The organism is Bradyrhizobium yuanmingense, from assembly GCF_025200905.1.
In the GTDB taxonomy this organism is placed as follows: domain Bacteria; phylum Pseudomonadota; class Alphaproteobacteria; order Rhizobiales; family Xanthobacteraceae; genus Bradyrhizobium; species Bradyrhizobium yuanmingense.
Genome location: NZ_CP104173.1, coordinates 580,848 through 607,432, shown reverse-complemented (window position 1 = coordinate 607,432; position 26,585 = coordinate 580,848). Strand labels below are relative to the sequence as shown.

Annotated in this window: 29 protein-coding genes; 8 read left to right on the top strand and 21 right to left on the bottom strand. The window is 65.3% G+C overall.

Annotation, left to right across the window (positions count from 1 at the left end; translation table 11 throughout):
• Positions 1-119: 119 nt before the first annotated feature.
• The 9 genes from N2605_RS02945 to N2605_RS02905 form a co-directional block, all read right to left on the bottom strand.
• Positions 120-1,292 carry a phosphoserine transaminase gene (locus N2605_RS02945; protein ID WP_225172211.1) on the bottom strand — a complete coding sequence of 391 codons (1,173 nt, stop codon included), beginning with the start codon at positions 1,290-1,292 and terminating at the stop codon, positions 120-122.
• A 79-nt stretch (positions 1,293-1,371) separates the two neighbouring features.
• Positions 1,372-1,578 (bottom strand): hypothetical protein, encoded by a 207-nt coding sequence (locus tag N2605_RS02940; RefSeq protein ID WP_036009515.1) that lies wholly within the window; start codon positions 1,576-1,578, stop codon positions 1,372-1,374.
• Positions 1,579-1,738: 160 nt separating this feature from the next.
• Positions 1,739-2,203 carry a GNAT family N-acetyltransferase gene (locus N2605_RS02935; RefSeq protein ID WP_260345764.1) on the bottom strand — a complete coding sequence of 155 codons (465 nt, stop codon included), beginning with the start codon at positions 2,201-2,203 and terminating at the stop codon, positions 1,739-1,741.
• 18 nt (positions 2,204-2,221) lie between these two features.
• Positions 2,222-2,812, bottom strand: a complete 591-nt coding sequence (locus tag N2605_RS02930) for a glutathione S-transferase family protein (RefSeq protein ID WP_260345763.1) — start codon at positions 2,810-2,812, stop codon at positions 2,222-2,224.
• 69 nt (positions 2,813-2,881) lie between these two features.
• Positions 2,882-3,769: an outer membrane protein gene (locus N2605_RS02925; protein ID WP_036009512.1), complete on the bottom strand. Its 888-nt coding sequence runs from the start codon at positions 3,767-3,769 to the stop codon at positions 2,882-2,884.
• A gap of 166 nt (positions 3,770-3,935) precedes the next feature.
• Positions 3,936-4,766, bottom strand: a complete 831-nt coding sequence (locus tag N2605_RS02920) for an outer membrane protein (RefSeq protein WP_036009511.1) — start codon at positions 4,764-4,766, stop codon at positions 3,936-3,938.
• A 237-nt stretch (positions 4,767-5,003) separates the two neighbouring features.
• Positions 5,004-6,248: an MFS transporter gene (locus tag N2605_RS02915; RefSeq protein WP_311735353.1), complete on the bottom strand. Its 1,245-nt coding sequence runs from the start codon at positions 6,246-6,248 to the stop codon at positions 5,004-5,006.
• A gap of 246 nt (positions 6,249-6,494) precedes the next feature.
• Complete coding sequence (gene glmM, locus N2605_RS02910; RefSeq protein WP_036009507.1) at positions 6,495-7,838, bottom strand: phosphoglucosamine mutase; 1,344 nt, start codon at positions 7,836-7,838, stop codon at positions 6,495-6,497.
• A 221-nt stretch (positions 7,839-8,059) separates the two neighbouring features.
• Entirely contained in the window at positions 8,060-8,227 is a 168-nt protein-coding gene (locus N2605_RS02905) for a hypothetical protein (protein ID WP_260345762.1), read from the bottom strand.
• 129 nt (positions 8,228-8,356) lie between these two features.
• Between N2605_RS02905 and N2605_RS02900 the strand changes: the two genes are divergently transcribed.
• On the top strand, positions 8,357-9,493 hold the full coding sequence (locus tag N2605_RS02900; protein WP_036009502.1) for an alpha-hydroxy acid oxidase: 1,137 nt from the start codon (positions 8,357-8,359) through the stop codon (positions 9,491-9,493).
• Positions 9,494-9,726: 233 nt separating this feature from the next.
• Here N2605_RS02900 and N2605_RS02895 read toward each other — a convergent pair whose 3' ends face one another.
• From N2605_RS02895 to N2605_RS02865, 7 genes are all read right to left on the bottom strand, one after another.
• Positions 9,727-10,353, bottom strand: a complete 627-nt coding sequence (locus N2605_RS02895; protein ID WP_036030974.1) for a hypothetical protein — start codon at positions 10,351-10,353, stop codon at positions 9,727-9,729.
• A gap of 64 nt (positions 10,354-10,417) precedes the next feature.
• A complete protein-coding gene (locus N2605_RS02890; RefSeq protein WP_225144289.1) occupies positions 10,418-11,257 on the bottom strand; it encodes a shikimate dehydrogenase in 840 nt (279 codons plus the stop codon).
• Positions 11,258-11,323: 66 nt separating this feature from the next.
• A complete protein-coding gene (locus tag N2605_RS02885; protein WP_260345761.1) occupies positions 11,324-13,066 on the bottom strand; it encodes a SulP family inorganic anion transporter in 1,743 nt (580 codons plus the stop codon).
• 105 nt (positions 13,067-13,171) lie between these two features.
• Complete coding sequence (locus N2605_RS02880; RefSeq protein ID WP_008566993.1) at positions 13,172-13,444, bottom strand: helix-turn-helix domain-containing protein; 273 nt, start codon at positions 13,442-13,444, stop codon at positions 13,172-13,174.
• 366 nt (positions 13,445-13,810) lie between these two features.
• A complete protein-coding gene (locus N2605_RS02875; RefSeq protein WP_260345760.1) occupies positions 13,811-15,859 on the bottom strand; it encodes an elongation factor G in 2,049 nt (682 codons plus the stop codon).
• Between the two features lie 202 nt (positions 15,860-16,061).
• The gene (locus N2605_RS02870) at positions 16,062-16,541 is read right to left on the bottom strand and encodes a DUF992 domain-containing protein (RefSeq protein ID WP_260345759.1); all 480 of its coding nucleotides are present in this window, start codon (positions 16,539-16,541) and stop codon (positions 16,062-16,064) included.
• 384 nt (positions 16,542-16,925) lie between these two features.
• Positions 16,926-18,128 carry a pyridoxal phosphate-dependent aminotransferase gene (locus tag N2605_RS02865; protein WP_036009490.1) on the bottom strand — a complete coding sequence of 401 codons (1,203 nt, stop codon included), beginning with the start codon at positions 18,126-18,128 and terminating at the stop codon, positions 16,926-16,928.
• 592 nt (positions 18,129-18,720) lie between these two features.
• Between N2605_RS02865 and N2605_RS02860 the strand changes: the two genes are divergently transcribed.
• The 5 genes from N2605_RS02860 (at position 18,721) to N2605_RS02840 (ending at position 21,509) form a co-directional block, all read left to right on the top strand.
• On the top strand, positions 18,721-19,371 hold the full coding sequence (locus N2605_RS02860) for a glutathione S-transferase family protein (RefSeq protein WP_025032208.1): 651 nt from the start codon (positions 18,721-18,723) through the stop codon (positions 19,369-19,371).
• A gap of 154 nt (positions 19,372-19,525) precedes the next feature.
• Positions 19,526-19,702, top strand: coding sequence for a hypothetical protein (locus tag N2605_RS02855; RefSeq protein ID WP_260345758.1), 177 nt, complete (start codon positions 19,526-19,528; stop codon positions 19,700-19,702).
• A gap of 73 nt (positions 19,703-19,775) precedes the next feature.
• Positions 19,776-19,925, top strand: coding sequence for a hypothetical protein (locus N2605_RS02850; protein ID WP_260345756.1), 150 nt, complete (start codon positions 19,776-19,778; stop codon positions 19,923-19,925).
• Positions 19,926-20,154: 229 nt separating this feature from the next.
• The gene (locus N2605_RS02845; RefSeq protein ID WP_260345754.1) at positions 20,155-20,967 is read left to right on the top strand and encodes a PAS-domain containing protein; all 813 of its coding nucleotides are present in this window, start codon (positions 20,155-20,157) and stop codon (positions 20,965-20,967) included.
• Between the two features lie 86 nt (positions 20,968-21,053).
• Positions 21,054-21,509 (top strand): GNAT family N-acetyltransferase, encoded by a 456-nt coding sequence (locus tag N2605_RS02840; protein WP_260345752.1) that lies wholly within the window; start codon positions 21,054-21,056, stop codon positions 21,507-21,509.
• A gap of 177 nt (positions 21,510-21,686) precedes the next feature.
• Here N2605_RS02840 and hmuQ read toward each other — a convergent pair whose 3' ends face one another.
• Both hmuQ and N2605_RS02830 read right to left on the bottom strand, forming a co-directional pair.
• Complete coding sequence (gene hmuQ / locus N2605_RS02835) at positions 21,687-22,010, bottom strand: heme-degrading protein HmuQ (protein WP_036009456.1); 324 nt, start codon at positions 22,008-22,010, stop codon at positions 21,687-21,689.
• A gap of 167 nt (positions 22,011-22,177) precedes the next feature.
• Positions 22,178-23,236, bottom strand: coding sequence for a DUF1800 family protein (locus N2605_RS02830; RefSeq protein WP_260345751.1), 1,059 nt, complete (start codon positions 23,234-23,236; stop codon positions 22,178-22,180).
• A 116-nt stretch (positions 23,237-23,352) separates the two neighbouring features.
• On the opposite strand from N2605_RS02830, the gene N2605_RS02825 reads away from it, so the two are divergent.
• Positions 23,353-23,568, top strand: a complete 216-nt coding sequence (locus N2605_RS02825) for a cysteine-rich CWC family protein (protein ID WP_260345750.1) — start codon at positions 23,353-23,355, stop codon at positions 23,566-23,568.
• 63 nt (positions 23,569-23,631) lie between these two features.
• Here the strand turns inward: N2605_RS02825 and N2605_RS02820 are convergent, their stop codons facing one another.
• The 3 genes from N2605_RS02820 to N2605_RS02810 form a co-directional block, all read right to left on the bottom strand.
• Entirely contained in the window at positions 23,632-24,330 is a 699-nt protein-coding gene (locus N2605_RS02820; RefSeq protein ID WP_260345749.1) for a glutathione S-transferase family protein, read from the bottom strand.
• Between the two features lie 115 nt (positions 24,331-24,445).
• Positions 24,446-24,676 (bottom strand): hypothetical protein, encoded by a 231-nt coding sequence (locus N2605_RS02815; protein WP_036009448.1) that lies wholly within the window; start codon positions 24,674-24,676, stop codon positions 24,446-24,448.
• Positions 24,673-25,452 (bottom strand): sulfite exporter TauE/SafE family protein, encoded by a 780-nt coding sequence (locus tag N2605_RS02810; protein WP_225144296.1) that lies wholly within the window; start codon positions 25,450-25,452, stop codon positions 24,673-24,675. The genes N2605_RS02815 and N2605_RS02810 overlap by 4 nt, the downstream gene beginning before the upstream one ends.
• A gap of 190 nt (positions 25,453-25,642) precedes the next feature.
• Here N2605_RS02810 and N2605_RS02805 point away from each other — a divergent pair, with 190 nt between their 5' ends.
• The gene (locus N2605_RS02805) at positions 25,643-26,557 is read left to right on the top strand and encodes a LysR substrate-binding domain-containing protein (protein ID WP_225148094.1); all 915 of its coding nucleotides are present in this window, start codon (positions 25,643-25,645) and stop codon (positions 26,555-26,557) included.
• The last annotated feature ends 28 nt before the right edge of the window (positions 26,558-26,585 follow it).

The following is a 26,585-nucleotide window of genomic DNA, read 5'->3' as shown; positions in this document are numbered from 1 at the left end:
ATGATCCGTTGTGCGTGCTGCATTTACGGCACGTCATCCGCGGTCTTGACCCGCGGATCCATCTCTCTTGATTGATGGATGGCCGGGTCAAGCCCGGCCATGACGAGGATTAGGTTTGCTTACGCCGCCTTCGCGAGCGTGGCCTTGCTCTCGGCGAAGGCCCAGTCGATCCACTGCGTCAGCAGCTCGACGTCCTTTGCTTCCACTGTGGCGCCGCACCAGATGCGCAGGCCGGCCGGCGCGTCGCGGTAATAGGCGAAGTCGTAGCCCGCGCCTTCCTTCTCGACGAGGGCCACCAGCTTCTTGCTGAACTCCGCCTGCGCGTCCTCGGAGAGCGAGGTGATCGCGGGATCGGTGAACTTCAGGCACACCGAGGTGTTGGAGCGGATCGATGCGTCCTTGGCGAGGAAGTCGATCCAGGGCGTCTTCGCCTTCCAGTCCGCCAGCACCTTGGTGTTGGCGTCGGCGCGCGCGATCAGCGCCTTGAGACCGCCGATCGACTTGGCCCAGTTCAGCGCATCGAGATAATCCTCGACGCAGAGCATCGACGGCGTGTTGATGGTCTCGCCGACGAAGATGCCTTCGTTGAGCTTGCCGCCCTTGGTCATACGGAAGATCTTCGGCAGCGGCCAGGCCGGCTTGTAGGTCTCGAGCCGCTCCACCGCGCGGGGCGACAGGATCAGCATGCCATGCGCGGCCTCGCCGCCGAGCGCCTTCTGCCAGGAGAAGGTGACGACGTCGAGCTTGGCCCAGTCGAGCGGCTGCGCAAATGCGGCGGAGGTCGCATCGCAGATGGTCAGGCCTTCGCGGCTCGCGCTGATCCAGTCCGCGTTCGGAACGCGCACGCCCGACGTGGTGCCGTTCCAGGTGAAGACGACGTCGCTCTTGGGATCGACCTTCGACAGATCGGGGATCTCACCGTAGGCCGCATTGAGCTTGGTGACGTCCTTGAGCTTCAATTCCTTGACGATGTCGCTGACCCAACCCTCGCCGAAGGATTCCCAGGCGAGCGTGGTGACCGGCCGTGCGCCAAGCAGCGACCACAGCGCCATCTCGACCGCGCCGGTATCGGAGGCCGGCACGATGCCAATGCGGTAATCGGCGGGGACCTCAAGCACTTCGCGCGTCAGGTCGATCGCGAGCTTGAGCTTGGCCTTGCCGATCTTCGCGCGATGCGAGCGGCCGAGAGCTGCGTCCTTGAGATTTTGGGCGTTCCAGCCGGGGCGCTTGGCGCAGGGGCCGGAGGAGAAATGCGGCACGGTCGGCCGCGAAGCGGGCTTCGCTACAGTCATGATCTACCCTTCCAGATAGTAAGCCTCCCGTTGGGGGGAGGTGTCCCGCCGCGGCTGATACGGGAATCGGGAAGGTCCGTCAAGGAAGTTCCGGGGCCTCACGCGCCAGTGATGGCGCTTCCGGTGCAATATCAGGGGATTCGACAACAGTGAGCGCGTTCAGCAAGTCCGTGGCATCGCTGATCAATTGCGCCGCCTTGCGGCGGCTTCCGACCTTCAAAATGCATTTGTCATTGGCCTGCACGACGTAGTCGTTGCCGACCTTGATCATCGAATAGCTTGTCATTGAAATGTCCCGAACCGAGCGAGCCCGGTGTCAGATGCCCCCGTAGCACCCTTCGTTCCTTCATCAATGTGAACGACGGAGCGGTAGTTTACCGGCTCTTAACACGACCGAATGAAAAGCCCGCTTTTCGCCGGCTGCGCAGCGCTCGCGTCGCGCTGCCTCAAAAGCGGACAGTCATGCCGACGTGACTCGCCGTGAAGCCGAGCCGCTTGTAGAAGCGCTGCGCATCGACGCGCGTCTGATGCGTGAGCAACTCGACCAGATTGCAGCCGCGCGCCTTTGCTTCCGTCACGGCCCATTGCACCAATTGCTCGCCGATGCCGCGGCTGCGACACTCGGTGGCAACGCGAACGTCCTCGAGCAGTCCGCGGGATCCGCCCTGCGAGCTCAGGCCCGGCAGAATCGCGAGTTGCAGGCAGCCGACCACCCTGCCCTCACTCTCGGCAACCACCAGCGTCAGATTCGGATCGCGCGCGATCCGCGCGAATGCGTCGTAATAGGAGGACGGCAACGGATCCTCCACGCGCTCGCGCGCGCGGCCGAGATGATCGTCGGCGAGCATCGCCACGATCGCGGCGACGTCCTCGCGGCGCGCGGGACGGATAGAGACGGCTTCGGCATTCATGTCAGGCGACTCCGCACCTCAGCGCGCCGGCGGAAGGCCGAGAAACGCTTCGACGTCGCCGATCCAGCGGCGGACGGAGGCATAGCGGCCGAGGTCGAAGCCGCCTTCATGGGCAACACGCGTATAGGCGAGCAGCGACACGTCGGCGAGCGACACCTCGTCGCCGGCGAACAAGCGGCTGGCTGAGAGGTGTTGCTCCATGCGGTCGAGCGCCGCATAGCCGCGCTTGACCTTTTCAGGATCGAGCTCGGAGGCATCCTTGCCGAGATAGACGATGAGGAAGCGGCACACGGCGATATAAGGCTCGTGGCTGTACTGCTCCCAGAACAGCCATTCGTCCATCTTGGCCGCCGTGAAGGCGTCGCGCGGAACCAGCGCGCTGTCGCGGGCGACATAGCGGATGATGGCGTTGGACTGCGCCAGCGTACGGCCGTCGTCGAATGCAACGGTGGGCACCTGGCCGGCGCCGTTCATCTTCAGGAATTGCGGCGTGCGCGTCTCGCCCTTGCGGGTGTCGATCTCGATCCACAGGTAGGGCACAGCGAGCTTGTCGCAGACCCACTTCACCTTGAGACAATTGCCGGAATTGCTGTCGCCGTAGATCTTCATCGCTGCCGCCCCACTTTCGGACGACAGAGCATCAGGACGAAGCGAAGCTGTCAACAGGAAGCGGACGGCTCAGAACTTGTAGCCGACGCCGAGGCGCGCGTTGTTCAGCGTCACCTGCGTGTTCATGACGGGAGAGAATCTCACATATTCATATTCGATGCGGGCGAACAAGCCGTCCCAAACGCAGTATTCGAGCCCGAGGCCGGCGGTCCAACCCACCGCGTACGTGTTGGTCCTGTGCTGACCTTGCGTGCCCGACTGCGCAGGAACCGGGCCCCACGTTCCAAGTATCGTCGTGGTGTTGCCGAAGAAATCCGTCGTCGTCGTGTCCTGTCGCATCGAGACGCTGCTGGTCACGGTGCGCGACACGTCCATTCGCCCGACGGCAGCGCCCATGAAGGCATAAGGCATGAAGCTGCCGCCGTCCCAACCCACGCGGCCGCGGAGCGTCACCATGTCTTTGACCTGTGCCGCCGCGGCACCCGTCAGCGTAACGGCATAGTTGTTGGTGACGCCGGGCGCCCGCACCTCACCAGGCGGGTTGACGATGACGAGCGAGTTGGTTCCCGACGTCAATGTCGCCATATCGTTGAAGTAGCTGTAAGTGCCCTCGAGACTGAGAACGGCATCATACCATTGCCAGTTGCGGCCGACGAAGCCACCGAAATTGGTGCTTTGAGTGTTGGTCTTGTTCAGCAGCGACCACGTTGAGGTCGGCCCCTGGAGTACGCTGTCGCGAAAGATGTAGTTGGTCAGTCCGACCACGCTCTGGCTGAAATCCGTGGCATCTGCGGTATAACCGCCATGACCGCCGACATAGAAGCCATTCCAATTGACGGAGGTCTTCGACAGACCGTCCGCGAAGCCGCCGCGCAGCACGGGCAGGTCCGGCATGTCGGCCGCTTGCGCGGCAGACACCGTCCCCAACATCGCCGCTGCCAACACCAGCCTACGCATCACCACGCTCCATCGGACTCGAACTGTTGCGATGATCATCGCCTGTTAACCTTAACTAATGGTTGCGCCGGGCGCCTTCGCCGCACCTCGACATGAAAAATACGCAAAGCAAAACGGCGCGGGATGATCCCGCGCCGTTAAGGAGTCCTAACCGATCAGGTTGCGATCAGCCCTTGGTGACCAGCGGCGGCGGCACGTAGGCCGGCGGGCTGTTGAGATCCCAGCGCACGCCGAGCTTGACGTCGTGCGAGGTGATGTCCCTGACCTTGATCGAGGTCGGGCCGGAAGCGCTGTTGTCGAACAAACGGTAGTTGCCGGGCGCGGCATCGCCGAGGTTCATGTAGCTGTAGGCCAGTTCGACGGTGAAGCCGGGATTGACCTTGTAGGCAAGACCGGCGTGAGCGGCCCAGGCGAGGTTCCACTTTCCGTTGTCGGCAAAGTAGGCGACGCTGTTGTTGAGCAGCGGGCTGTAGGACACGCCGTCGTCGCGGAAGCCGCTGAGCTTGTTGTAGGAGCCGCCGACGCCCGCGCCGATGAACGGAGTGACGCACCACCAGGTGCCGAGGTCGACATAGGCGTTGGCCATCACGAGCCACTCGGACTTGCTGCCGCTGTAGTTGTTGACGCCGACGAAGCCGGGTCCCACGACATTGTCGCTACCGTGCAAATTGGCCTTGCCCCGGTACTGGCCGATGACGTCGGCGCGGAACCAGTTGTTGAAGCGATAGCCGACGCCGAGGCCGAACAGCGGCGAGGAGTCGAAGCCGAGGCCTTCCGTCGTCTTCGAGTACCCGGCCGGCAGGGCGCTCTCGATGCGCTTCGCGCTCTGGTTGGTCATGCCGATGTCGCCGCGCAGATACCAGCCGCCGAAGTCGGCGGGCGGAGCCGGCGGCGCGTACATCGGAGGGGGGGCGGCGATCGGCATATCGGCGGCGAACGCCATCGACGAGATCAGGGTTGCCGCACCCGCGGCAAGGAGAGACTTAACGCTACGCATTGGCTTCGTCCTTATGGCCGGTGAGGCTGAATACGAGCGCCTCACGTTCTGGAAACTCACGGGGGGACGATGCCAGCAAATGTTTAAGCGCCACTTAACCCTAATTTTTAAGGTTGATTTTTTCTCACCCTACACGCGCGCGCCGTGCGAGCGTTGCAAAAATGCCGCGCCAAATGCGACATCGGCGCCGCATTCCCTAACGATGTGTGAAGCCGCAACGCGGCAAGAGAGGATGCGTTAACGCGCGTTTCGCGGCAGCTTGGGTAGGAACACCGCGAGCAGCCCGATCGCCGGCAGCCAGGCGCAGACCTGGTAGACGAACTCGATCGAGGTGTGATCGGCGAGCTTGCCGAGCACGGCCGCGCCCAGGCCCCCGATGCCGAAGGCGACGCCGAAGAACACGCCGGAGATCATGCCGAAGCGGTGCGGCACCAGCTCCTGCGCGAACACGATGATCGACGACGTCGTCGAGGAGATGATCAGGCCGATGGCGACGCTGAGCACCGCGCTCGCAACGAGCCCGGCATAGGGCAGCGCCAGCGTGAACGGCAGCGCGCCGAGGATCGAGATCCAGATCACGATCTTGCGGCCGAAGCGGTCGCCCAGCGGACCGCCGAGAAACGCACCCACGGCGTTCGCCGCGAGAAAGACGAAGAGATAGATCTGGGCTGCCTGCGTCGAGACGCCGAAACGGTCGATCAGGTAGAAGATGTAATAGCTCGACAGGCTCGAAACGTAGAGCTGCTTGGAAAACAACAGCACGACGAGCACTGCGAGCGCTACCGCGACACGGCGCGAGCTCGGCGCGCCGGGCTGGCTGTGGACGGGCGCCGCTTTCTTCATCGCGATCTGCGGCGCGTACCAACGCCCGATGCGCCAGAGAATCAGGATGGCGAGAAACGCGATCGAGGAGAACCAGGCGATGCTGCCCTGCCCAAACGGCACCACGATCAACGCGGCGAGCACCGGCCCCATCGAGGTGCCGAAGCTGCCGCCGAGCTGGAACACCGATTGCGCAAAGCCGTAGCGTCCGCCCGAGGCGAGCCGCGCGATGCGCGCCGATTCCGGGTGAAACACCGCCGAGCCGAGGCCGACCAGCGCGGCGGCGACGAGGATGACGAGATATTGGTGCGCGACGCTGAGCAGCAGCAGGCCGAAGAAGGTCGAGGCCATGCCGACCGCGAGCGAATAGGGCTGCGCCTTCTTGTCGGTGTAGTGCCCGACCACCGGCTGCAGCAGCGAGGCCGTGAACTGGAATGCCAGCGTGATCATGCCGATCTGGGCGAAGTCGAGCGCGTAGGCGTCCTTCAGGATCGGGTACACCGAGGCGATCAGCGACTGCATGGTGTCGTTGAGGAAGTGCGAGACGCTGGTGCCGGCGAGCACGATATAGGCCGGCCCCTTGGCGGCGGCCGGGGCCAATTCGGCGACGACGACGGGCTCGGTCAGCGTTTCCTCTGAGACGACGACAGGCTTGTTCAAGGCGGCAATCCGGCGCGGCAGATTGCCGCGAGGTGCTGATTACGACGCAAGCGACGGTGGGACCAGCGTCAATCGCAAATGGCTGGGATGCGCCTCTTACCTCTCCCTTGTGGGAGAGGGTGGCTCGCCGCGTTAGCGGCGAGACGGGTGAGGGGGTTTCTATCCTCACGAGCTGTGTTGCGAGCGGATAGAACCCCTCATCCGGCGCTTCGCGCCACCTTCTCCCGCAAGGGGAGAAGGAAGGACTCAAGCCGCGGCCTGCCCCAATGCCGAAACGATGGTGTCGACGACGTCCTCGACGAGGTGACGGTCCTCGCCTTCGCCCATGACGCGGATCACGGGCTCGGTGCCGGAGGAGCGGATCAAGAGGCGGCCGTGGCCGTTGAGGCGCTTCTCGCCGTCGGAGATCGCCGACTTGACGTCGGAATCATCGAGCGGCTTGCCGCCCTTGTGGCGGACGTTCTTGAGGATCTGGGGCAGCGGATCGAAACGGTGGCAGACCTCGGACACGGGGCGGCGCAGCTTCTGCACCACGGCGAGCACCTGCAATGCGGCGACAAAACCGTCGCCGGTCGTGGCGTAGTCGGACAGGATGATGTGGCCGGACTGCTCGCCGCCGAGATTGTAGCCGCCGTTCAGCATCTGCTCGAGCACGTAGCGGTCGCCGACCGGCGTGCGCACGAGCTCGAGGCCCTGCCCTTGCAGGAAGCGCTCCAGCCCGAGATTGGACATCACGGTGGCGACGATGCCGGGACGCGAGAGGCGTCCGTCCTCCTTCCAGCTCTGCGCGATCACCGCGAGCAGCTGGTCGCCGTCGACGACATGGCCGCGCTCGTCGACCAGGATGACGCGATCCGCGTCGCCGTCCAGCGCAATGCCGATGTCGGCGCGCATCTCGCGCACCTTCTTCGACAACGCCTCCGGCGAGGTCGAGCCGCAATCCTTGTTGATGTTGAAGCCGTCGGGCTCGACGCCGATCGGCACGACGTCGGCGCCCAGCTCCCACAGCGCTTCGGGCACGACCTTGTACGCGGCGCCGTTGGCGCAGTCGATCACGACGCGAAGGCCCTCGAGCGAGAGGTCGCGCGGCAGCGTGCGCTTGGCGAATTCGATGTAGCGGTCATGCACGCCGTCGATGCGGCGGGCACGGCCGAGGCTCGCGCTCTGGGCGAGCCGCTTGTCTAGGGATTCGTCGAGCAACTGCTCGATCTGCCGCTCGACGTCGTCGGACAGCTTGAAGCCCTGCGGGCCGAACAGCTTGATGCCGTTGTCCTCGAACAGATTGTGCGAGGCCGAGATCATCACGCCGAGATCGGCGCGCATCGACTTAGTCAGCATCGCGACCGCCGGCGTCGGCATCGGGCCGACCAGCAGCACGTCCATACCGACCGAAGTGAAGCCTGCCACCATGGCGTATTCGATCATGTAGCCGGACAGACGGGTGTCCTTGCCGATCACGACGCGGTGGCGGTGGTCGCCGCGCTGAAACGCAAGGCCCGCGGCCTGGCCGACCTTGAGCGCGAGCTCCGGCGTGATCAGTCCGTTGGCGCGGCCCCTAATCCCGTCTGTCCCGAAATATTTGCGGCTCATATCGTCCCCCAAGCAACAACCAGGGACTCCCCTCTACAACCACGGGCTGCCCCAACGGGACCCGCATCCCTGATTTGCCGAGGACTTATAAAGCTATCGCGGCTAACTTGGCTTCAAAAAATATGATGAATCATTACGGAACCGGCGCCGCGACCGCCCCCGATAACACATTGTTAACATTGCAATTCCGGCGTGGCCAGCGAAAAGCGGTGGAACTCGCCTTAATCCGAGCGCTTCACATGGCCGTCCGCGCGGCTCGGCGCCGGCTGGGTGACATTGACGGGATCGGAGCCCGGGAAGGTCTCCTCAAGTCCCTCTTCCAGCGCCTCTTCGAGATCTTGCTTCTCCTTGATCTCTTCCGGCGAAGGTCCTGCGTGCGGCTTCGTCATGGCGCTCTCCTTGGCACTCTCCTTCCAAAACGTTCTGCAAACGATTTGGCTGTGCATCCAACCATGCTAGATGACCCCGAAATCTTCCGATGCAAGACTGTTTGATACGTGACGGGCCGGGGAAACGACATGAAGCATATTACCTGTATCGACGATCTTCGCACGCTGCATCGGCGCCGCGTGCCGAAGGCATTCTTCGACTATTGCGACCGCGGCTCCTACGCCGAGGAGACGCTGCGCGCCAACCGCGAGGACATGCAGGCGATCAAGTTCCGCCAGCGCATCCTGGTCGACGTCTCCAAGCGCGACACCTCGACCACGATCCTCGGCGAGCCGTCGACGATGCCGCTGATCCTCGCGCCGGTCGGCCTGCTCGGCATGCAGCACGGCGACGGCGAGATCCACGCCTGCCGCGCCGCGCAGGCCGCCGGCATCCCGTTCACGCAATCGACGATGTCGATCTGTTCGATCGAGGACATCGCCGCCAGTGTCGAGAAGCCGTTCTGGTTCCAGCTCTACGTCATGAAGGACCGCGGCTTCATCAAGGAATTGATCCAGCGCGCGATGGCCGCCAAGTGCAGCGCGCTGGTGCTCACGGTCGACCTGCAGGTGATCGGCCAGCGCCACGCCGACATCAAGAACGGCATGACGGTGCCACCGGAATGGTCGCTGTCGAAGCTGCTGGACTTCGCCAGCAAGCCCGCCTGGGTCTCCGGCGTGCTGCAGGGCAAGCGCCGCACCTTCGGCAATATCGCCGGCCACGTGAAGAACACTGAAGATCTCAACCGCCTCGCCGAATGGACGGCCTCGCAGTTCGACACCTCCTTGAACTGGAAGGACGTCGAGTGGGTCCGCAGCATCTGGCCGGGCAAGCTGATCATCAAGGGCATCCTCGACGTCGAGGACGCCGAGGAAGCCGCCAAGACCGGCGCGCAGGCGCTGGTGGTCTCCAACCACGGCGGCCGCCAGCTCGACGGCGCGCCGTCCTCGATCGAGGTCCTGCCCGAGATCGCGGACGCGGTGGGCGACAGGATGGAGATCATGTTCGACGGCGGCATCCGCTCCGGCCAGGACGTGATGCGCGCGCTGGCGCTCGGCGCAAAGTCGTGCATGATCGGCCGCGCCTATGCCTATGGCCTCGGTGCCGGCGGCCAGGCCGGCGTCGCCAAGGCGATCGACATCATCCAGAAGGAGCTGCTCACCACGATGGGCCTGTGCGGCGTCAACCGGGTGGACGAGATCGACGATCACGTGATTGCGGTGTGAGTGCGTCTGCCGGGATGCCGCAGCAATAATCACTGTCGTCCCGGACAAGCGCGCCCAAAGCGCGCGCCGATCCGGGATCCATAGCCACAGAAGGGTGTGGCTATGGGGGCTCGGAGTGGCCTGCTTCGCGCAACAACTTTTCCCTGTGGTTATGGGTCCCGGACCTGCGCTGACGCTTGTCCGGGACGACGGCGGGCGGCATTTCAGGCGGCAGGTGCGCGTCTCACAGCCCCTCACATCGGCGGCGTCAGGCCGTCGCGGCCGACGCTGACGCGGTTGGTCTCGAACGAGCCGTCGGGCAATTGCTTCATGAAGGCGATCACCTTGGCGCCGGGCTTCAGCTCGGATTTGTCGCCGGGCACGAAGGTCACGACCGGCGTGTCGTCGGCGACGAACACCTTCTTCTCGCCGTCCTTGTACTTGACCAGCAGCGTGTGACCGTCATTGCCGACGACGCTCTCCGCGACGGTCGCATTGGTCATGCTGGAGTTGGGCTTGAGGTCCCAGGGTCGCGAGCCTTCGCCGGTGCCGCGCATGCTTTCCGGAAACACGTGCACCTCGACGGCGTTCTGGCTGCCGTCCGGTCCCGGCACGGTGGTGGCGCCGATGAACGAGCCCGGCTTGATGTCGGCGAGCGAGATCTTGGTAACGCCCGACACGTTCACGTCGGAGGCGAGGCGAAGCTTGAGCTCTTCACCGCTGCGCGACTTGACCTGCATGGTGTCGCCATTGACACTTTCGATGGTGCCGCGCACGCGCGTCGGCACCGGCGCTCTCTGGGCGAAGGCGCAGTAGGTCGAGACGACCACCATCGCGACGGCGATCAGGGGGCGTGTGAAAGTTGCACGTTGAACAGGCATGACGGTCTCCGATTGTCCCACGACGTAGAACTCCAGAGATGGTGTGCTATTCGCCGCGCCCCTCTCAAGTCTTCGTGAGATCGGCTTCGACCAATGAGCGCAGCTCGGCGGTGACCTCGGGCCGCCGCCCGAACCACAGCTCGAAGCCGCGCACCGCCTGATGCAGCAGCATGCCGAGCCCATCGGCGGTCTTCAGGCCGCGCGCCGTCGCCGCGGCGAGCAGCGGCGTCACCAGGGGAACGTAGACGAGGTCGGCGACGACGGCATCTTGCGGCAGGCGCGCGAGGTCGACGTCGAGTGAAGGCTGGCCATGCATGCCGAGCGAGGTCGTGTTCACGAGAAGCTTTGCGCGCGGCAGCACGTCGCCGATCGCGTCCCACGGCAGCGGATGCACGTTCGATCCGAACTGTTGTGCCAGGGTCTCGGCCCGCGCGATGGAGCGATTGGCGACATGCACGCAGCTGATGCCGCGTTCCAGCAGGCCGAACACGACCGCGCGCGAGGAGCCGCCGGCGCCCAGCACCAGCGCCGCCTCGGCCATGTTCCAGCCGGGCGCGCTGGCATCGAGATTGTTGATGAAGCCTTCGACATCGGTGTTGGTTGAGCGCAGCTCGCCGTCGGCGAACCACAGGGTGTTCGCGGCGCCGACGGCCCCGGCGCGCGCGTCGGGCGTCGACAGCGCCAGCACGGCTTCCTTGTGCGGGATGGTGACGTTGGCGCCGACGAAGCCGCGCAGCGACAGCCGCAGCACGAAATCGCGCAGATCCTCGGGCGGCACCGCCTCGATGACATAGCCGCCCTCGATGCCGAGCGTGCGCAGCCAGTGATGGTGGATCAGCGGCGAGCGCGAATGCGCGGCCGGCCATCCGATCAGACAGGCTGCAGGGGGCTTGGGCGCGGTCATCTTTCCCTCGGGTCGTTTCCGAGGCGATCCATTTCGCGTCGCGCCCGCTCTGTCAAGCGCGCGCGGTCAGCTCGCAGCGGTCTCGTCGGCGGCCCGGCCCTTGATGTCGGCGATGGCGCGCTCGAGGCTCGTGCGGTAACGCGCGCGCGGCGGCGTGACGCCATGGGTGAGCAGCGCGCGGCGGACCGCGGGCGAGGCCCCGGTGATGAACAGCCTGATGCCCTGGCGGTGCGCCTTGGCGGCGACGCGGCCGATCACGTTGGCCGCGGTCGAATCCAGGAACGGCACCGCGGCGAAATCGACCACGAAGGCCTTGCGCCGGTCGGCAATGCCGTCGAGCACGCCGCCGATCGCCGAGGCCGCGCCGAAGAAGAACGCGCCGGTGATGCGATAGACCAGCACGTCGCGGTCGACCGCAAGCGCGGGATCGTAACGCACACGGTCGCCGTTGCCGTCGTCGGGGCGATCATCCGCAACCAGCGGCGAGCGCTCCTCGATGCCGGTCATCTCCGCCATGCGATGGATGAACAGCACCGCGCCGAGCGCGAAGCCGACCAGGATGCCCTCGGTGAGATCGCGAAAGATCGTGAGCAGGAAGGTCGCGAGCAGCACCACGGCATCGCCCCATGACGAGCGCAGCAGAGTTGCGAATTCATGCTTCTCCGCCATGGTCCAGGCCACCACCACCAGCACCGCGGCGAGCGCGGCCAGAGGGATGTAGCTCGCGAGCGGGGCCGCGACCAGCATGAACAGCAGCAGGAACACCGAATGCAGCATGCCCGCGAGCGGCCCGCGCGCGCCGGCGCGGATGTTGGTCGCGGTGCGCGCGATCAGCCCGGTGACGCAGATGCCGCCGAACAGCGCCGAGCCGATATTGGCCGCACCTTGCGCCACCAGCTCGCAATTGGAGCGATGACGGCGGCCGGTCATGCCGTCGGCCACCACCGCCGACAGCAGCGATTCGATCGCCGCCAGCAACGCAAAGGCGATCGCATCCGGCAGCACCGCCCTTGCCTTCTCCAGCGAGAATGCGGGCAGCGCCGGCGAGGGCAATTCGCGCGGGATGCCGCCGAAGCGCGAGCCGATGGTCTCGACCGGCAACGACAGCACCGCGCTGGCGACGGCTGCAAACACGACCGCGATCAGGATCCCGGGCCAGGACGGCCGCCAGCGGCGCAAGGCGGCGATAATGCCGATGCTGACGAGGGCGACCGCGACGGCGGACGGATTGATCGTGTTGAGGCCGCCGGCGAGCGCGACGAGCTTGGGCACGAACTCGCTGGGCTCCTTGCCCGCGAGCGTGATGCCGGAGAGATCGCGGAGCTGGCTGGCAAAGATGATGACGGCGATGCCGGCGGTGAAGCCGACGGTGACGGGATAGGGAATGAACTTGATGTAGGTGCCGACCCTGAGCAGCCCTGCGCCGATCAGGAACAGGCCCGCCATCATGGTGGCGAGGATGACTCCGTCGACGCCATGCCGCTCCGCAGTCGCCGCGACCAGAACGATGAAGGCACCGGCAGGGCCGCCGATCTGGAACCGGCTGCCGCCGAGCAAGGAGGCGATGAAGCCGCCGGCGACGGCGGTGTAGAGGCCGCGGTCCGGCGTCACGCCCGAGGCGATCGCGATCGCCATCGACAGCGGCAGCGCGACGATCGCGACCGTGAGGCCGGCGAAGACGTCGGCGCGGAAATCCGCAAGGCCGTAGCCTTCGCGAAAGACGGTGACGAGCTTCGGCAGATACAGTTCGGCAAAGGTCGGCTGACGCAGCTGGTGCAGCCGGCCTGCCTGATCGCTCGTGATGCTCATGTCAGCAAAGTGCTCCGCTGGCCCCACAATGCTCCGAAGCATCGTGCGTCCTAAGGTGCGACGATGCGCTAGCCCATCTTGATCCCGGGCACGATCAACGCGCGATCATGCTCCGACACGGCGCGGCGGCCCCGGCTCCTTCAAGCGAACGCCACGTCCGCCGCTGTCGCTGCGGGCCTGCTCGCCGATCAACTCGACGCCGGCCCGGTCGAACGCCTCGACCACCTTGATCAAGGTCTCGACCACGCCACGAACATTGCCGGTGGAGGCCTCCATCCGCTGGATGGTCGGCAGCGACACGCCGGCGAGCTCGGCCAGGGTTTTCTGGTCGATGCCGAGCAACGCGCGGGCTGCCCGCATCTGGAACGAGGTGATCACCTTGGCCTCACTTACGAGCAGTTATAAGTGATATCTGGAACATATACAACGATGTAGAATACATCATACGGTGGCGAAAGCAAGGGAGGCGTCGTCCATAGCCTCCGTCATTGCGAGCGTAGCGAAGCAAATCCAGAATCTTTCCGCGGAGGGATTTCTGGATTGCTTCGCTGCGCTCGCAATGACGGAGTGTGGTGCGGTGGCATACGAGAATCTCGTGTCCCGGACGCGCTGCAACGCTCTTGGCGTTGCTGCGCAGAGCCGGGACCCAGAAATTCCGAGCACGCTGATACGTGGGCCCCGGCTCTGCAGCGCACCGCTGAAGGAGCGCTGCGCTGCGTCCGGGGCACGAGATCGCCTACCCGATCACGCCGCGTGCTGATGTGCGGCGATGATCTGGTCGGCGGCGCGGCCGGTGACTTCGGCCATGTGGTCGAACTGGCGCGTGAAGCTGCCGGCGCCGGCGGTGGCCGAGCGCAGCTCCACGATCAGCTCGCCGATCTCCGCTTCCGGCATCATGGCGCGGACACAGTCCCAGCCGGTCCAGCCCTCACGGGTGTCAAAGCCGAGAATCTGGCCGCGCCGCGCCGACAGGATCGCGTTGATCTTGGCGGTGGCGTCGGTCGGGCAGACGATCTCGACCATGTGGATCGGCTCCAGCAGCACCGGCTGGCATTGCGGCAGGCCTTCATTGAGCCCGACCCGCGCGGCCGTGCGGAAGGCGAGATCGGAGCTATCGACGCTGTGATAGGAGCCGTCGGTCAGCGTCACCTGCACGTCGGTGACGGGGAAGCCGAGCGGACCGCGCGCCAATCCATCGACGACGCCCTCCTCCACCGCCGGGATGTAGTTGCGCGGCACCGCGCCGCCCACCACCTTCTCGGCGAACTTGAAGCCGTCGCCGCGCGGCAGCGGCGTGATGTCGAGCACGACATCGCCGAACTGGCCGTGGCCGCCGGACTGCTTCTTGTGACGGCCGCGCTGGGTGATCGGCTTGCGGATGGTCTCCTGATAGCCGATCGCAGGCGGATGCGAGGTGATCTTGACGCCGAAGCGGTCGCGCAAGCGCTCGCTGGCGACGCGCAGATGCATCTCGCCCTGGCCCCACAGCACAGTGTCGTGAGTCTTGGCGTTCTGCACGATCATGAGCGAGGGATCCTCCTCATGCAGGCGCGTCAGCGCCTGGCCGAGCTTGACGTCGTCCTTGCGGTCGGTCGCCGCGACCGAGATCGCGAGCACCGGCGGCGTCGGCTCGATCGTGATCAATGCCGCGGGCGCCGTCTTGCCGCTCGAAACCGTGTCACTGGTCTTGACCGGATCGAGCTTGGCGAGGGCCACGGTCTCGCCGGCTTCGGCCGAGGCGCGCTTGGTGTCGTAGGCGCCGTTGACGGCGAGGATGCCAGAGATGCGCCCGGCACCGCCGGATGAGGATTGCAGCGTGGCGCCGTCGTCGAGATGGCCGGCGAGCAACCGCGTCAGCGACAACTTTCCGCCGTGCTGCGAATGCAGCGTCTTGAAGACATAGCCGAGCGCGTCCTTGGTCTCGGGTACGCCAAGACGTTTTGCGGTCTCCGCAACGCCGGGCGCCTCGTGACGCAACGCCTTCATCAGGCGCAACACGCCGTTTTCGCGCACGGCGGCGCCCAGCAGCACCGGGCAAATCAGCCCTTCCCGCAATTCGCGGGCGAGATCGTCGAAGACGGCATCGCGCGGCGGCTGGATGTCCTCGAGCAGCTGCTCCATCAGCGCATCGTCGTGATCGGCGAGCTTCTCCAGCATCGAGAAGCGGGCTTCCTTCTCGCGATCGAGATCGCCGCCTTCGAGCGCGATCACCTCGGAGGCCTTGTGCTCGCGATAGATGAAGGCGCGCTCCAGCGCGAGATCGACGAAGCCCTCGATCAGCTCGCCCTTCCAGATCGGGATCTGGCGGAGCACCAGCGGCACGCGCGAGGCGGGCTGCAGCATCGCCAGCGTCTCGCGGATGCGCTGACTGGCGCGGTCGATCTTGTTGAGGAACAGGAAACGCGGGATCTTCAGCTCCTCCAGCTCGCGCAGGATGATCTGAAGCTGCGGCAGCTTCTTCTCGTCGGCCTCGCAGACCACGATTGCGGCGTCGACCGCCGGCAACGCGGCGCGCATGTCGTGGGCAAACTCGACGGAACCGGGACAATCGAGGAAGGTGTAGCTGTCGCCCATGAAACTCGTGGTGGCGGCAGTGAGGCCGACGGTCATCTTGTGATGACGGGCCTCGGGCGTGGCGTCGCCGACGCACGTTCCGGCATCGACGCTGCCGGCGCGCGGGATTACACCCGTTCGCGCCAATATTGCTTCCAAAAGTGTGGTTTTACCGCTTTGGAAAGGGCCCACCAGCGCGATGCACCGTGGACCTCGGGGACTTCTGACGTCTTGTCCCATTCGCCGCCTCCTTCTTGTGGAGCTCGGCCCGTGATTGGGTCGGCAAACGCCGATGCTCTGCCCCTCCCCGAGATTTGGCAAGCATCAAACGTCGCTGCGGTGCGTCGTCAGTTGGATCAAGTCTTATAATTCTACGGACTGCAGGCTCGGTGTTCCACCTCTCCCGAAGGGAGAGGTAAGGAGAGAGCTTCGCCCGTATATCTCAACGGCCCGGACGGAGTTCCAGGCTCTCCAGGCCGGCGGCGATGTTGAGGCCGACCTGGCCCTGCACGCTCAGCGGCTGCAGCGCGATCGAATTGTTGGAGCCGCCGACCAGCACGTTGCCGCCCAAGCCGACACCGACCGAGGCGCTGCCCTGAGCGCCGACGTAGTTGCCGGAGAGGTCACCGGGGCCGAGCCGGTCGACCGGTGCGAACACGCCCCAGGCCAGGGCCGTCTCTTGGGTGATGCCGATATCGAGGCCCACCTTGCGGATGGTCGCGACGTAGCGATCCTCGGGCAGGCCGTCGGCCCGCAGCACGCAGCCGAGATGGGTCACCGACCCCACGATGAAGCCGACGCTGGCGCCGCCGCGGCATTCGAGCACGCCGACCCGCGCCATCCGCTGCTGCGCGCCGGTGTTCACGACGGAGGCGATGAGGCCGGCAGCGGTGAGTGCGGCGAAGAGGAACGAACGGCGCATGAATGTCTCCGGCGATGATGTGATGCGAGCAGAGAGAGCGCCCCACCCGTGTTGCGGGTCTATGCCACAAGAGCCGCGGTCGTGCCAGCTCGCGCGCGTTTAGAATCGAACTTGCGGAGAGACCCCTCACCCCACCCTCTCCCCGTAAGAACGGGGCGAGGGAGTGAGAGAGCCGTGCGTCCCTCACAATGCAACGTCGCCGGCCTTGCTTAACCTCTCCCCGCTCTTCCGCGGGGAGAGGTCGGATCACATCGCAGATGTGATCCGGGTGAGGGGCCGGGCACAACGCCGACCAGAAACAAAAAGTCCATCCGACTCTTCTTATCGAAAAACAACAAAAAAGGCCCGCCGAAGCGGGCCTTTCCGATTCTTGTCGCGACCGTCTTACCGCAGATTGCCGCAGAAGCGCTGGATGCGCTTGCAGGCGTCTTCGAGGTCCGAGGTCTTGGTCGCGTAGGATATGCGGAACGCCGGTCCAAGGCCGAAGGCCGACCCCTGCACCACGGCGACCCCTTCGGTCTCCAGGAGCTCGGTGACGAAGTCCTCGTCATTGGCGATCACCTTGCCCGACGGCGCGGTCTTGCCGATCGTGCCGGCGCACGACGGATAGACGTAGAACGCGCCTTCGGGACGCGGGCACTCGATTCCCTTGGCCTGATTAAGCATGGACACCACGAGGTCGCGCCGCTCCTTGAACACCTTGTTGTTGGCGGGGATGAAGTCCTGCGGACCGTTCAGCGCCTCGACCGCGGCCCATTGTGCGATCGACGACGGGTTCGAGGTCGACTGCGACTGGATCGTCGACATCGCCTTGATGAGCTGCGCGGGACCGCCGGCGTAGCCGATGCGCCAGCCGGTCATGCAATAGGCCTTCGAGACGCCGTTCACGGTGAGCGTGCGGTCGTAGAGTTTCGGCTCGACCTGCGCGACCGTGGTGAACTGGAAGTCGTCATAGACGAGATGCTCGTACATGTCGTCGGTCATCACCCAGACGTGGGGATGCTTCACCAGCACGTCGGTGAGCGCTTTCAGTTCCGAACGCGTGTAGGCAGCTCCGGTCGGGTTCGACGGCGAGCACAGGATGACCCATTTGGTCTTCGGCGTGATCGCGCGCTCGAGCGCCTCGGCCTGGAGCTTGAAGCCGGTCGCGGCGGTGCAGACCACCGGCACCGGCTCGCCGCCCGCGAGCGCGACCATCTCGGGATAGCTGACCCAATAGGGCGCGGGAATGATCACCTCGTCGCCCGGATTGATGGTCGCCATCAACGCGTTGTAGAGCACCTGCTTGCCGCCGGTGCCGACGATGATCTGGTTCGGCTTGTAGGCGACGCCGTTCTCGCGCTGAAATTTCGCGATGATGGCTTCCTTCAGCTCGGGAATGCCGTCGACCGCGGTGTACTTGGTCTTGCCGGCCTCGATGGCGCGGATCGCCGCCAGCTTGATGTTGGCGGGCGTGTCGAAGTCGGGCTCGCCGGCACCGAGGCCGATGACGTTGCGGCCCGCCGCTTTCAGCGCGCGTGCTTTATCCGTGACCGCGATGGTCGCGGACGGCTTCACACGGTCGAGCGCAGCGGCAAGGAAGGACATCATCATCTCCTGGCGAGCGTCGTGAAGCCCTTCGCCTCACGACTCTGATTGTGGGAATGAGCCACCCTAAAACGTGTGCCGCTGGGCCGCAAGAAACTTCGGCCCGATCCCGGAAAAGTTTACGAGTTGGAGCGCTGCGAGGCGCGGTTTCCCGCAATATTCCGTAACTTTTGCCTCCGGAATTGCTCATATCCGACAAGGCCTGTCCTCGGAGCAATTCTGGATGGTGCACGTCTCCAGGAAACCGCTCGTCGTCATGCCTGGGCTTGTCCCGGGCATCCACGTTCTTCGTGCGGCAAGTGAGACGTGGATGGCCGGGTCAAGCCCGGCCATGACGATGCGGAAACACTGGCGTCCTAATCTCGATCGTCTATGCGGTAGCCTACGTAGAGCGATGTGTCCGCAGATTGACGTACATGTGAACTGAACTGCATCGACGCGAAATGATCTTCCCCTCCATTGCAGTGCGGTAGGGTTTTCGAGTTTTTCTATCGGCCAGCACTTGCGGCGGATTCGCATCGGCATCATTGTTTAGCCGCCTCGCGGGGCAACGGGCGCCGCGTCTTCTCGTCCTCGGATTTCGAACGCCAGAATGTACAAGCTCTATTCGATGCAACGCTCGGGCAACAGCTACAAGGTCCGCCTTGCGCTGGCGCTGCTCAATCTGCCTTACGAAGCGGTGGAGGTGGACATTCTGCGCGGCGAGAGCCGCACGCCGGATTTCCTGTCCAAGAACCCGTCGGGGCAGGTGCCGCTGCTCGAGGTCGGCGAGGACCGCTATCTCGCCGAGTCCAACGCCATCCTCTGGTACGTTGCCGTCGGCACGCCGCTCGCGCCGGAAAACCGCATCGACCGCGCCGAGGCGCTGCAATGGATGTTCTTCGAGCAGCACGCGCTCGAGCCGAACATCGGCGCGGCCTATTTCTGGCTGTCGCTGGTCAAGGGCGGCCGCGACCTGCAGACCCATTCGCTGGAGGACTGGATGGAGCGCGGCTATGGCGCGCTCCAGGTGATGGAGAATCACCTCAAGACCAATTCCTATTTCGCCGCGCGCCAGCTCACGGTCGCCGACATCGCGCTGTACGGCTACACCCACCTCGCCGACCGCTGCGACTTCGATCTCCAGGCCTTCCCGGCGATCCGGGACTGGCTGAAACGCGTCGAAGCCGCGCCCGGCTTCGTGACCATGGACTGGCGCCCGGCCGACATCGACGACCCCGCCAGCATCGCCGCGAGCGCCTGACGGCGCGTCCGCTCCGGCGAATAGCGGGCATAAGGGCCGCCTCTGCCGCAATCTCGCCACTTTCGGCGCGGTAGCCGCCGCAATATTGCCGGTTGAAACTGGGAAATTCTGGAAAGTCGCGGGTGATTCGCTCGCGTGTTGAAGGATTTAGACCATGATGCGGGCGTCCGGCACAGCGGGGTTTCAGAGCCCATCCGCTGCCGTCGCGTCTTCCCGGCTCACCCATGCGGTCGCGGCTTCGCTCGCCGTCGCCGCGCTTTCGCTGTGCCTGATCGTCACCCTGACGGTGTTGTCGACCAAGGCGACCATGGCGATGGGCCTGCCGGTCTGATTCCCGTTTCATCCTGGACCAGCCTTCAGGGCGCCGTGCGGCCCGCGCCGACCGGCATCGCGACAGGACGTCGATGAAATCACCTGTGGTAGTCGTTGCAATCACCCTGACTGCGGCCATCCTGGTCGCGGCCTCGCTGCTGATCATCGTCGGCACGCGCAAGGGCACAGGCACGTCGACGCTGCATGCGCCGACGCTGCAGCAGCGCGCGCAGATGGTCTAAAGCGCGATGCGATTAGGATGAATCGTCATCGCGCTTTAGGTTATTGTTTGAGCATGATCTTTTCGGAAAACCGCTTCACACTTTTCCGGATCATGCTTTAAAATCATCCGAAAGCCTTACGCTTGCACGCAACCGCGCCTTAAGCACGCCGCACGAAATCGCATCGCAGTCACGCAACAATCAGCCAGTGTTGCGGCCTTACCTCTTTCGGGAGGAGCGAGACAGGTCCATGCGGTTCGGATGGCGTGCGATCTCCGGTCCGGCGCTGACGGCAGCGACCCTGCTGCTGGCGATGCTGCTCGATCGCTTCGTCCCCGCGCCCTCGCCCGCCCCGCTGTTCGTCGCCATCGTGGCTCTCGCCGGCGCGCTCGCAGGTCTCGCCTCCGCCGTGACGACCGCGATTGTCGCGGTGATCGGCGCGGCGCTGTTCTTCCTCAATCGCCACGGCGTCTCCGGCCATGGCGTCGCCGATCTGGCGCCGCTCGGCCTCCTGGCCGTCACCGTTTTCGGAACCGCCGGCATCACCGGGCTGATGCACGAGCGGCTGCTCGGCAGTTTCGCGGCCGAGCGCCGCAGCCACGCCATTGCCGCGCGGCTGTCGGCCGCGCTCGACAAGGTCGATATCGGCATCGTGCTGCTCGATGCCGAAACCCGGGCCGAATTCATCAACCGCGCGTTCCGCGACTATTTTGCGGTGCCGGACGAGGTCGCCGAGGCGAAGCCACCCTTCATCGCGCTGATGTATCACGGCCGCGACACCGGCGCGTTCGCGCTGCCCGAGGACGAGCTCGGCACTTTCATCGCGCAGCGCATGGAGATGGTGCGGGTCGGCGATGCCACGCCGATCAACGTCGCGCTACGCAACGGCGAGGTGCTGCGCTTCGTCTGCACCGCACTGCCGGACGGCGGGCGGATGCTGAGCTACACGCCGGTGACCGACCTCGTGCGCCACACCGATGCGCCGGCGCGCGCCGACTACTACCGCTCGCTGCGCGATCCCGCGAGCCGCAAGCTGATCCGGTACTTGCGCGTTGCGGAGTAAGGCGAGTGTGCGATTGATCGGCAATACGATCATCACGTATGAAGGGCATCCCTTCGTCGCGCACCTCCGAGATCGCGGAAACTCACATGCCCCTCATCATTCGCGCCGTCACCAGGCAGGATTACGATCAATGGCTGCCGCTGTGGGACGGCTACAACGCCTTTTACGGCCGCTCCGGTCCGACCGCGCTCGCGCCCGAGATCACTGGGATGACGTGGCAGCGCTTCTTCGATGCCTATGAGCCGATGCATGCGCTGGTCGCCGAAAGCGACGGCTGCCTGCTCGGGCTCACGCATTATCTGTTCCATCGCAGCACCACCGCGATCGAGCCGTCCTGCTATCTGCAGGACCTGTTCACATCAGAGGCTGCGCGCGGCAAGGGCGTCGGATCGGCGCTGATCCACGGCGTCTACGAGCGGGCGAAGCTGGCGGGATCGCCGCGCGTCTACTGGCAGACGCACGAAACCAATCTCACGGCGCAACGCCTCTACGACAAGGTCGCGGAGCGCTCCGGCTTCATCGTCTATCGCAAGGTCTTCTGAGTCGTGCCGGGAGCCTGTGGATAACTCCACCTGTCACCCGCGCGTAACACAGCAAGGCTAGGCTGCCCCTGCGTCTGGTCAGGCCCCCCGTCACCGATCATGCGCCCCAGCGGTCCCCGTCAGTCGCCGCGTCTGACAGGGGCCGCATTTTTTTGCTGGCAGCGCTACTTGGCAGCGTTACTTGGCGCCGCGCCCCACGGTCTGCATCACCTCGAAACCTTCGAACTGGGGATGGCCGAGATAAAGCGGCTTGTTGTCGCCCGCTTTATGATGCGCCGCGCGAAATGCTTCCGACTTGGTCCACGCCTCAAACGCCGCATAATTCGCCCACACGGTGTGCGAGGCGTACAGCGTGTGGTCCTCGGCTTCCGGCCCGCGCAGCAGGTGAAACTCGACGAAGCCCGGCACCTTGTCGAGATGGGTGTCGCGCGTGAGCCAGACCTGCTCGAAGGCAGCCTCGGAGCCCTTGGCGACGCGGAAGCGGTTCATGGCGATGTACATGGGGTGGTGTCTCCTGATGCTGCGCCATTATCTCGTCATTCCGGGACGCGCCGCAAGGCGCGGGCCCGGAATCCATAACCCCGATCGGGAGTATGGATTCTCAGATGCGCAATTGCGCATCATAGCTCGCGCCAAGAGGCGCGCCCTGGAATGACAGCATCTGTGGGTTAGGTAACCAGTCCCTTCATCGGCCTTGCGCTTGCGCTGTCGGGGAACACCGTCTCGGCCAGCGTGCGATCGGACAGGCCGAACTGATCCTGCAGCACGCCCTTGATCACCGAGCGCAGATCCGTGGTCGGCTTGAGGTCACGGCCCTCATACAGGTTCGCGAGCTTGAGGCCGGGCCAGTCCGCGATCACCCGGCCGCCTTGCACCGCGCCGCCGGCAAGCAAGGCGATCGTGCCGGTGCCGTGATCGGTGCCCTCGGTGCCGTTGATGCGCGCGGTGCGGCCGAACTCGGTGGCGACCACCACGACGGTGTCGCGCCAGCGATCCCTTAATCCGCTTTCGAATTCGGCGAGCGCGCCGTCGAGGCCGCCGAGCAGGAAGGCGAGACGCCCCACAGGGCCCCCTTCATTGGCCCTCAGCATGTCGGCGAAGCGCCCGAGCACGTGCGGCCTGATCGCCTCGCGCTCGAACGCCCCGGCCCAGATCCGCGCCAGCTCGCCCTTGCTGGCGGAGATGCAGAAATGATTGGACCAGAACGCGACCAAGCGCTCGGTGAAGCCGCATTCGGCGAGCGTGGCGCGCTGCAGCCGCGCCAACGCCTCGGCGCGAAAGGTTTTCTGGATGACGTTGAGCGGCTGCGGCGCTGGCTTGGCAGCGGGCGGCGCGGCGTTCGGCTGCATGGTCTCCGGCTTCGGTGCGCTGCCTGTGGGCTTCGCATCGGCCATTTGGCCGGTGATCTCTGCCGCGGCATTCAGCGAGAGATTGCGACGCAAGGGCGCGTTCTGATCGGCAGGCGGCGTCTCGGCGGGCGCGGCGGCCTTCGCCGCCTCACGCGCCTGCTTGACCTGGTCCTGATAGGCAAACACGGCCTGGCCGAGTTGCGGCGTCGATTGCAGGCCCGGCGCTTCCAGCAGCACGCCATTGGCACGCGAAAGCTCCGCCTTCACGAAGCCGCGCGGGTCGGAGCTCGCATTGACGAGATCGCCCGATGCACCGCCGCGGGCGCCGAAGCCGAAGCGGTTGAGCGCGACGAGGGCGGCTTGCGAATCGCGGGCCATCGATGATCTGTCCTTCGCGTTGCGAGGTGCTTTCCTTTCGACGCGGTCGGCGCGTAATATACTGCAGCGGCAGATGAACCCGCCATGAAAATGACGGCGAAGCTTCGACGTAAAACATGACAAATCCGAAAGAAATCCCGTCAGCGCCGGCACTTGCGCGCCGTCTCACCTGTTCCCGTTGCGGCAGCGAATTCGGCTGCGATCTCTCAGGGACTTGCTGGTGCGCGGAGGAGACGGCACGGCTGCCGATGCCGATCGAGGGGGAGGATTGCCTGTGCCGGGAGTGCTTGCGGAAAGCGGCGGCGCGTAGCCCGGATGGAGCGCAAGCGTAATCCGGGAATCGTTCCGCTAGCACCGGCCCCGGATTTCGCTGCGCTCCATCCGGGCTACGAAGTTTACACCTCATGTCCTGGCGATTTGCGCGCCAAGCCGTCGAATGCATCCAGCAGCTTTTCCCGCCACATATAGACCGGATCATCCGCTTCGAGCAGCTTGAACGGGCTGACCACGCGCGCCCATTGGAATCCGCCGAACACGATGTAGTCGGCGTAGTTCGGTGCCTGCCCGCCGAGAAAAGGCTGCGTCTTGAACGTCTGCCGCATGATCTCGAGCGATTTGCGGAACGCGACGACGCCGGCATCGCGGCCCGCCATGATCTCCTCGAGCGTCTTGCCGCCGAAGCGCGCCTCGCGCGACTTGCGGAAATAGGCGGCATCGACCTCATTCAGATTGTTCGGGATGTCGGCGATGATGAGCGGAAAGATGCCGCCGACGATGGCGATGTCGCCCCACGCATTGATCATGCGCGCCATCGCGCGGCCGCCCTCGCCGCCGAACAGCGACGGGCGATCCGGAAAAGTGTCCTCGAGATAGTTCGCGATGGTCCAGGAATCGACGATCGGCTTGTCATGATGCAACAGCACCGGGACCTTCTCCGAGCCGTGCGGCGCGATCGCGCTCTTCTCGGTGAAGCGCCAGGGCAGAGATTCCGCCGCAAGGCCCTTGTGCGCGAGCGCCATCCGGGTGCGCCAGCAATACGGGCTGAAGGGGCGCGCGGGATCGGTGCCGACGAGTTCGTAGAGTTTGAGCGACATTGAGCAGTGCTCCGTCATTGCGAGCGCAGCGAAGCAATCCAGGCTGCTTCCGCGAAAGACATTCTGGATTGCTTCGCTGGCGCTCGCAATGACGATGTGGAGCGAGGTGTGCGCGTCACCGCCCGTTCGCGCGCAACAGCCTCTCGCCGCCTTCCGTCACCGCGATCACCAGCCCGAGACCGGCAATCGTCTCACGCGCGACGTAGCCGCGCTCGGCGGCGTCTTCCCAGATGGTGAGGCGCGGGCACGAGGTCTTCCAGGTCGCGAGCACCTCGGCGTAGACGCGCGGCTCGCGCGCGACCCATTCGACGAAGTCCAGCACCAGCGGATCGGCGTTACAGCTCATTGCAAACCTCCCTTGTCGAAGGCGGCCAGAACCGGCGCACGCAGCAACAGCCAGCCGCCGTGGACGATGTAGTAGCAGGCGATGGTGGTGATCAGCTTGTTGGACCAGGCGATGAACTGCTGGTCGGTCATGGCTTCGAGGATGCGCCGCGCCAGCGTGGTGCCGAGCATCGAGGCTGCGATGGCGACGGCAGCGAGCACGGGATCGAGGCCCGCGGCCTGGTCGATGATGCCGCCGAAATAGATCAGCTTGGTGAAATGGCTGACGACCTGGCACATCGCCTTGGTCGCCACCTTCTCGCGCCGGCCGAAATCGCCGCCGAGGAAGAAGGTGTCGAGCAGCGGGCCGGAGACGCCGGTCATCAGCATCAGGCCCATGCAGATCGTGCCGTAGACCGTGCCCTGCCAGAGGCTATCAGGGTCCGGCTTGACGTTCGCCGGCAAAAGCCGCGCCATGAACGGGGTGATGCCGAGCAGCAGCAGCGCGACCGGCTTGTCCGGCACGTAGCGGGTCAGCGACCACGCCGCGAGCGCGAGGGCCGCGCCGACCATGTAGTTCGCAACCGGCCGCCAGCGGATATGCGCCCGCCACAGGAACGCGCGCCAGCCGTTCGAAGCCATCTGCGTGACCGCATGCAGCACCATCGCGGTCGGCAGCGGCATCAGTGCCAGCAGCACGCCGATCAGGATCAGCCCGCCCGCCATGCCGAACAGCCCCGACAGGAACGCGGTGGCCACCATCAGCAATCCGAGGGCAGCGATCATGATGGGCGTCACGAAAGGAATCTCCCGAGGGCGAGTGAGGGACGCAAACTGTTTCACTCCCTCGCCCCGCGAGGAGAGGCGAAGGCACCGCGCCTGCTTCAACAAATCAGCACGAATTACGCTGATGTTTGTGCCTCGCTTGCGCCTGTTCCGCAAACTGAGATATCTTGCCCTGGCATCAGCTTTCCTGAGGGTGGGTCATTTGCGGCGGCTGCTGTTTCTCAACGGCATCAAGGCGTTCGAGGCGGCGGCACGGACCGGCAGCTTTGCTGCGGCCGGGCTGGAGCTGAGCGTATCGGCGGCCGCCGTCAGCCGCATGGTGCACCTGCTCGAAGAGCGGCTCGGCGTCGCCTTGTTCGAGCGGAAGGCCAACAGGCTCGTGCTGACGCAGGCCGGCCGCGCCTATCAGAGCGGGCTGACTCCGATCTTCGATGCGCTGGCGAGCCTCACGGCGCAGGTGACGGCGCCTGCGAGCGTGCGCGTGCTCACCATCGGCGTCGGCCACACCTTTGCGATGCGCTGGCTGATCCCGCGCCTGTCGGAGTTTCGCAGCGAGGAGCCCGACATCGAGGTGCGCTTCACCACCGGCGGCGCCGCGGTGCCGTTCGGCGAGGACTGGAATTGCGGCATCAAGCTCGGCACCGGCGACTGGCCCGGCCTCGTCGCCGAGCCGCTGTTCGCGGGCGACCTCACCCCCGTCTGCGTGCCGCGCCTTGCCGGCGGATTGAAGCGCCCGGGCGACCTGAAAGGACCGAGCCTGATCCGCGTCGCGCACTCACCCGAGGACTGGCCGATCTGGCTGAAGGCGGCGGGCACGGCGAGGATCAACGCGCGCGGGCCCGAGTTCCAGTTCTACGGCCAGGCGCTGCAGGCCGCGGCCGACGGGCTCGGCATCGCCATGGGCATCCGCCCCTATATCGACGACGATCTTGCGGCCGGCCGACTGGTGGCGCCGTTCGACTTGTCAGTGCCCAAGGGCATGCGCTGGTACCTGCTCTATCGCAGCTTCCAGACCGAGCAGCGCGACTTTGCCGCCTTCCGCCGCTGGATCATGCGGGCGGCATCGGAACCCGCCGCCCGCCCGCGCCGGATCGGCCGCGCCGCAGCGCGGAACTGAAGCCTGGCGGGCAAAAAAGCCGTCTGCT

Coding starts and splice junctions, on each gene's coding strand:
- N2605_RS02945 (WP_225172211.1), bottom strand. CDS start 1,292: ATGACTGTAGCGAAGCCCGCTTCGCGGCCGACCGTGCCGCATTTCTCC.
- N2605_RS02940 (WP_036009515.1), bottom strand. CDS start 1,578: ATGACAAGCTATTCGATGATCAAGGTCGGCAACGACTACGTCGTGCAG.
- N2605_RS02935 (WP_260345764.1), bottom strand. CDS start 2,203: ATGAATGCCGAAGCCGTCTCTATCCGTCCCGCGCGCCGCGAGGACGTC.
- N2605_RS02930 (WP_260345763.1), bottom strand. CDS start 2,812: ATGAAGATCTACGGCGACAGCAATTCCGGCAATTGTCTCAAGGTGAAG.
- N2605_RS02925 (WP_036009512.1), bottom strand. CDS start 3,769: ATGCGTAGGCTGGTGTTGGCAGCGGCGATGTTGGGGACGGTGTCTGCC.
- N2605_RS02920 (WP_036009511.1), bottom strand. CDS start 4,766: ATGCGTAGCGTTAAGTCTCTCCTTGCCGCGGGTGCGGCAACCCTGATC.
- glmM (WP_036009507.1), bottom strand. CDS start 7,838: ATGAGCCGCAAATATTTCGGGACAGACGGGATTAGGGGCCGCGCCAAC.
- N2605_RS02905 (WP_260345762.1), bottom strand. CDS start 8,227: ATGACGAAGCCGCACGCAGGACCTTCGCCGGAAGAGATCAAGGAGAAG.
- N2605_RS02900 (WP_036009502.1), top strand. CDS start 8,357: ATGAAGCATATTACCTGTATCGACGATCTTCGCACGCTGCATCGGCGC.
- N2605_RS02895 (WP_036030974.1), bottom strand. CDS start 10,353: ATGCCTGTTCAACGTGCAACTTTCACACGCCCCCTGATCGCCGTCGCG.
- N2605_RS02890 (WP_225144289.1), bottom strand. CDS start 11,257: ATGACCGCGCCCAAGCCCCCTGCAGCCTGTCTGATCGGATGGCCGGCC.
- N2605_RS02885 (WP_260345761.1), bottom strand. CDS start 13,066: ATGAGCATCACGAGCGATCAGGCAGGCCGGCTGCACCAGCTGCGTCAG.
- N2605_RS02875 (WP_260345760.1), bottom strand. CDS start 15,859: ATGGGACAAGACGTCAGAAGTCCCCGAGGTCCACGGTGCATCGCGCTG.
- N2605_RS02870 (WP_260345759.1), bottom strand. CDS start 16,541: ATGCGCCGTTCGTTCCTCTTCGCCGCACTCACCGCTGCCGGCCTCATC.
- N2605_RS02865 (WP_036009490.1), bottom strand. CDS start 18,128: ATGTCCTTCCTTGCCGCTGCGCTCGACCGTGTGAAGCCGTCCGCGACC.
- N2605_RS02860 (WP_025032208.1), top strand. CDS start 18,721: ATGTACAAGCTCTATTCGATGCAACGCTCGGGCAACAGCTACAAGGTC.
- N2605_RS02855 (WP_260345758.1), top strand. CDS start 19,526: ATGATGCGGGCGTCCGGCACAGCGGGGTTTCAGAGCCCATCCGCTGCC.
- N2605_RS02850 (WP_260345756.1), top strand. CDS start 19,776: ATGAAATCACCTGTGGTAGTCGTTGCAATCACCCTGACTGCGGCCATC.
- N2605_RS02845 (WP_260345754.1), top strand. CDS start 20,155: ATGCGGTTCGGATGGCGTGCGATCTCCGGTCCGGCGCTGACGGCAGCG.
- N2605_RS02840 (WP_260345752.1), top strand. CDS start 21,054: ATGCCCCTCATCATTCGCGCCGTCACCAGGCAGGATTACGATCAATGG.
- hmuQ (WP_036009456.1), bottom strand. CDS start 22,010: ATGTACATCGCCATGAACCGCTTCCGCGTCGCCAAGGGCTCCGAGGCT.
- N2605_RS02830 (WP_260345751.1), bottom strand. CDS start 23,236: ATGGCCCGCGATTCGCAAGCCGCCCTCGTCGCGCTCAACCGCTTCGGC.
- N2605_RS02825 (WP_260345750.1), top strand. CDS start 23,353: ATGACAAATCCGAAAGAAATCCCGTCAGCGCCGGCACTTGCGCGCCGT.
- N2605_RS02820 (WP_260345749.1), bottom strand. CDS start 24,330: ATGTCGCTCAAACTCTACGAACTCGTCGGCACCGATCCCGCGCGCCCC.
- N2605_RS02815 (WP_036009448.1), bottom strand. CDS start 24,676: ATGAGCTGTAACGCCGATCCGCTGGTGCTGGACTTCGTCGAATGGGTC.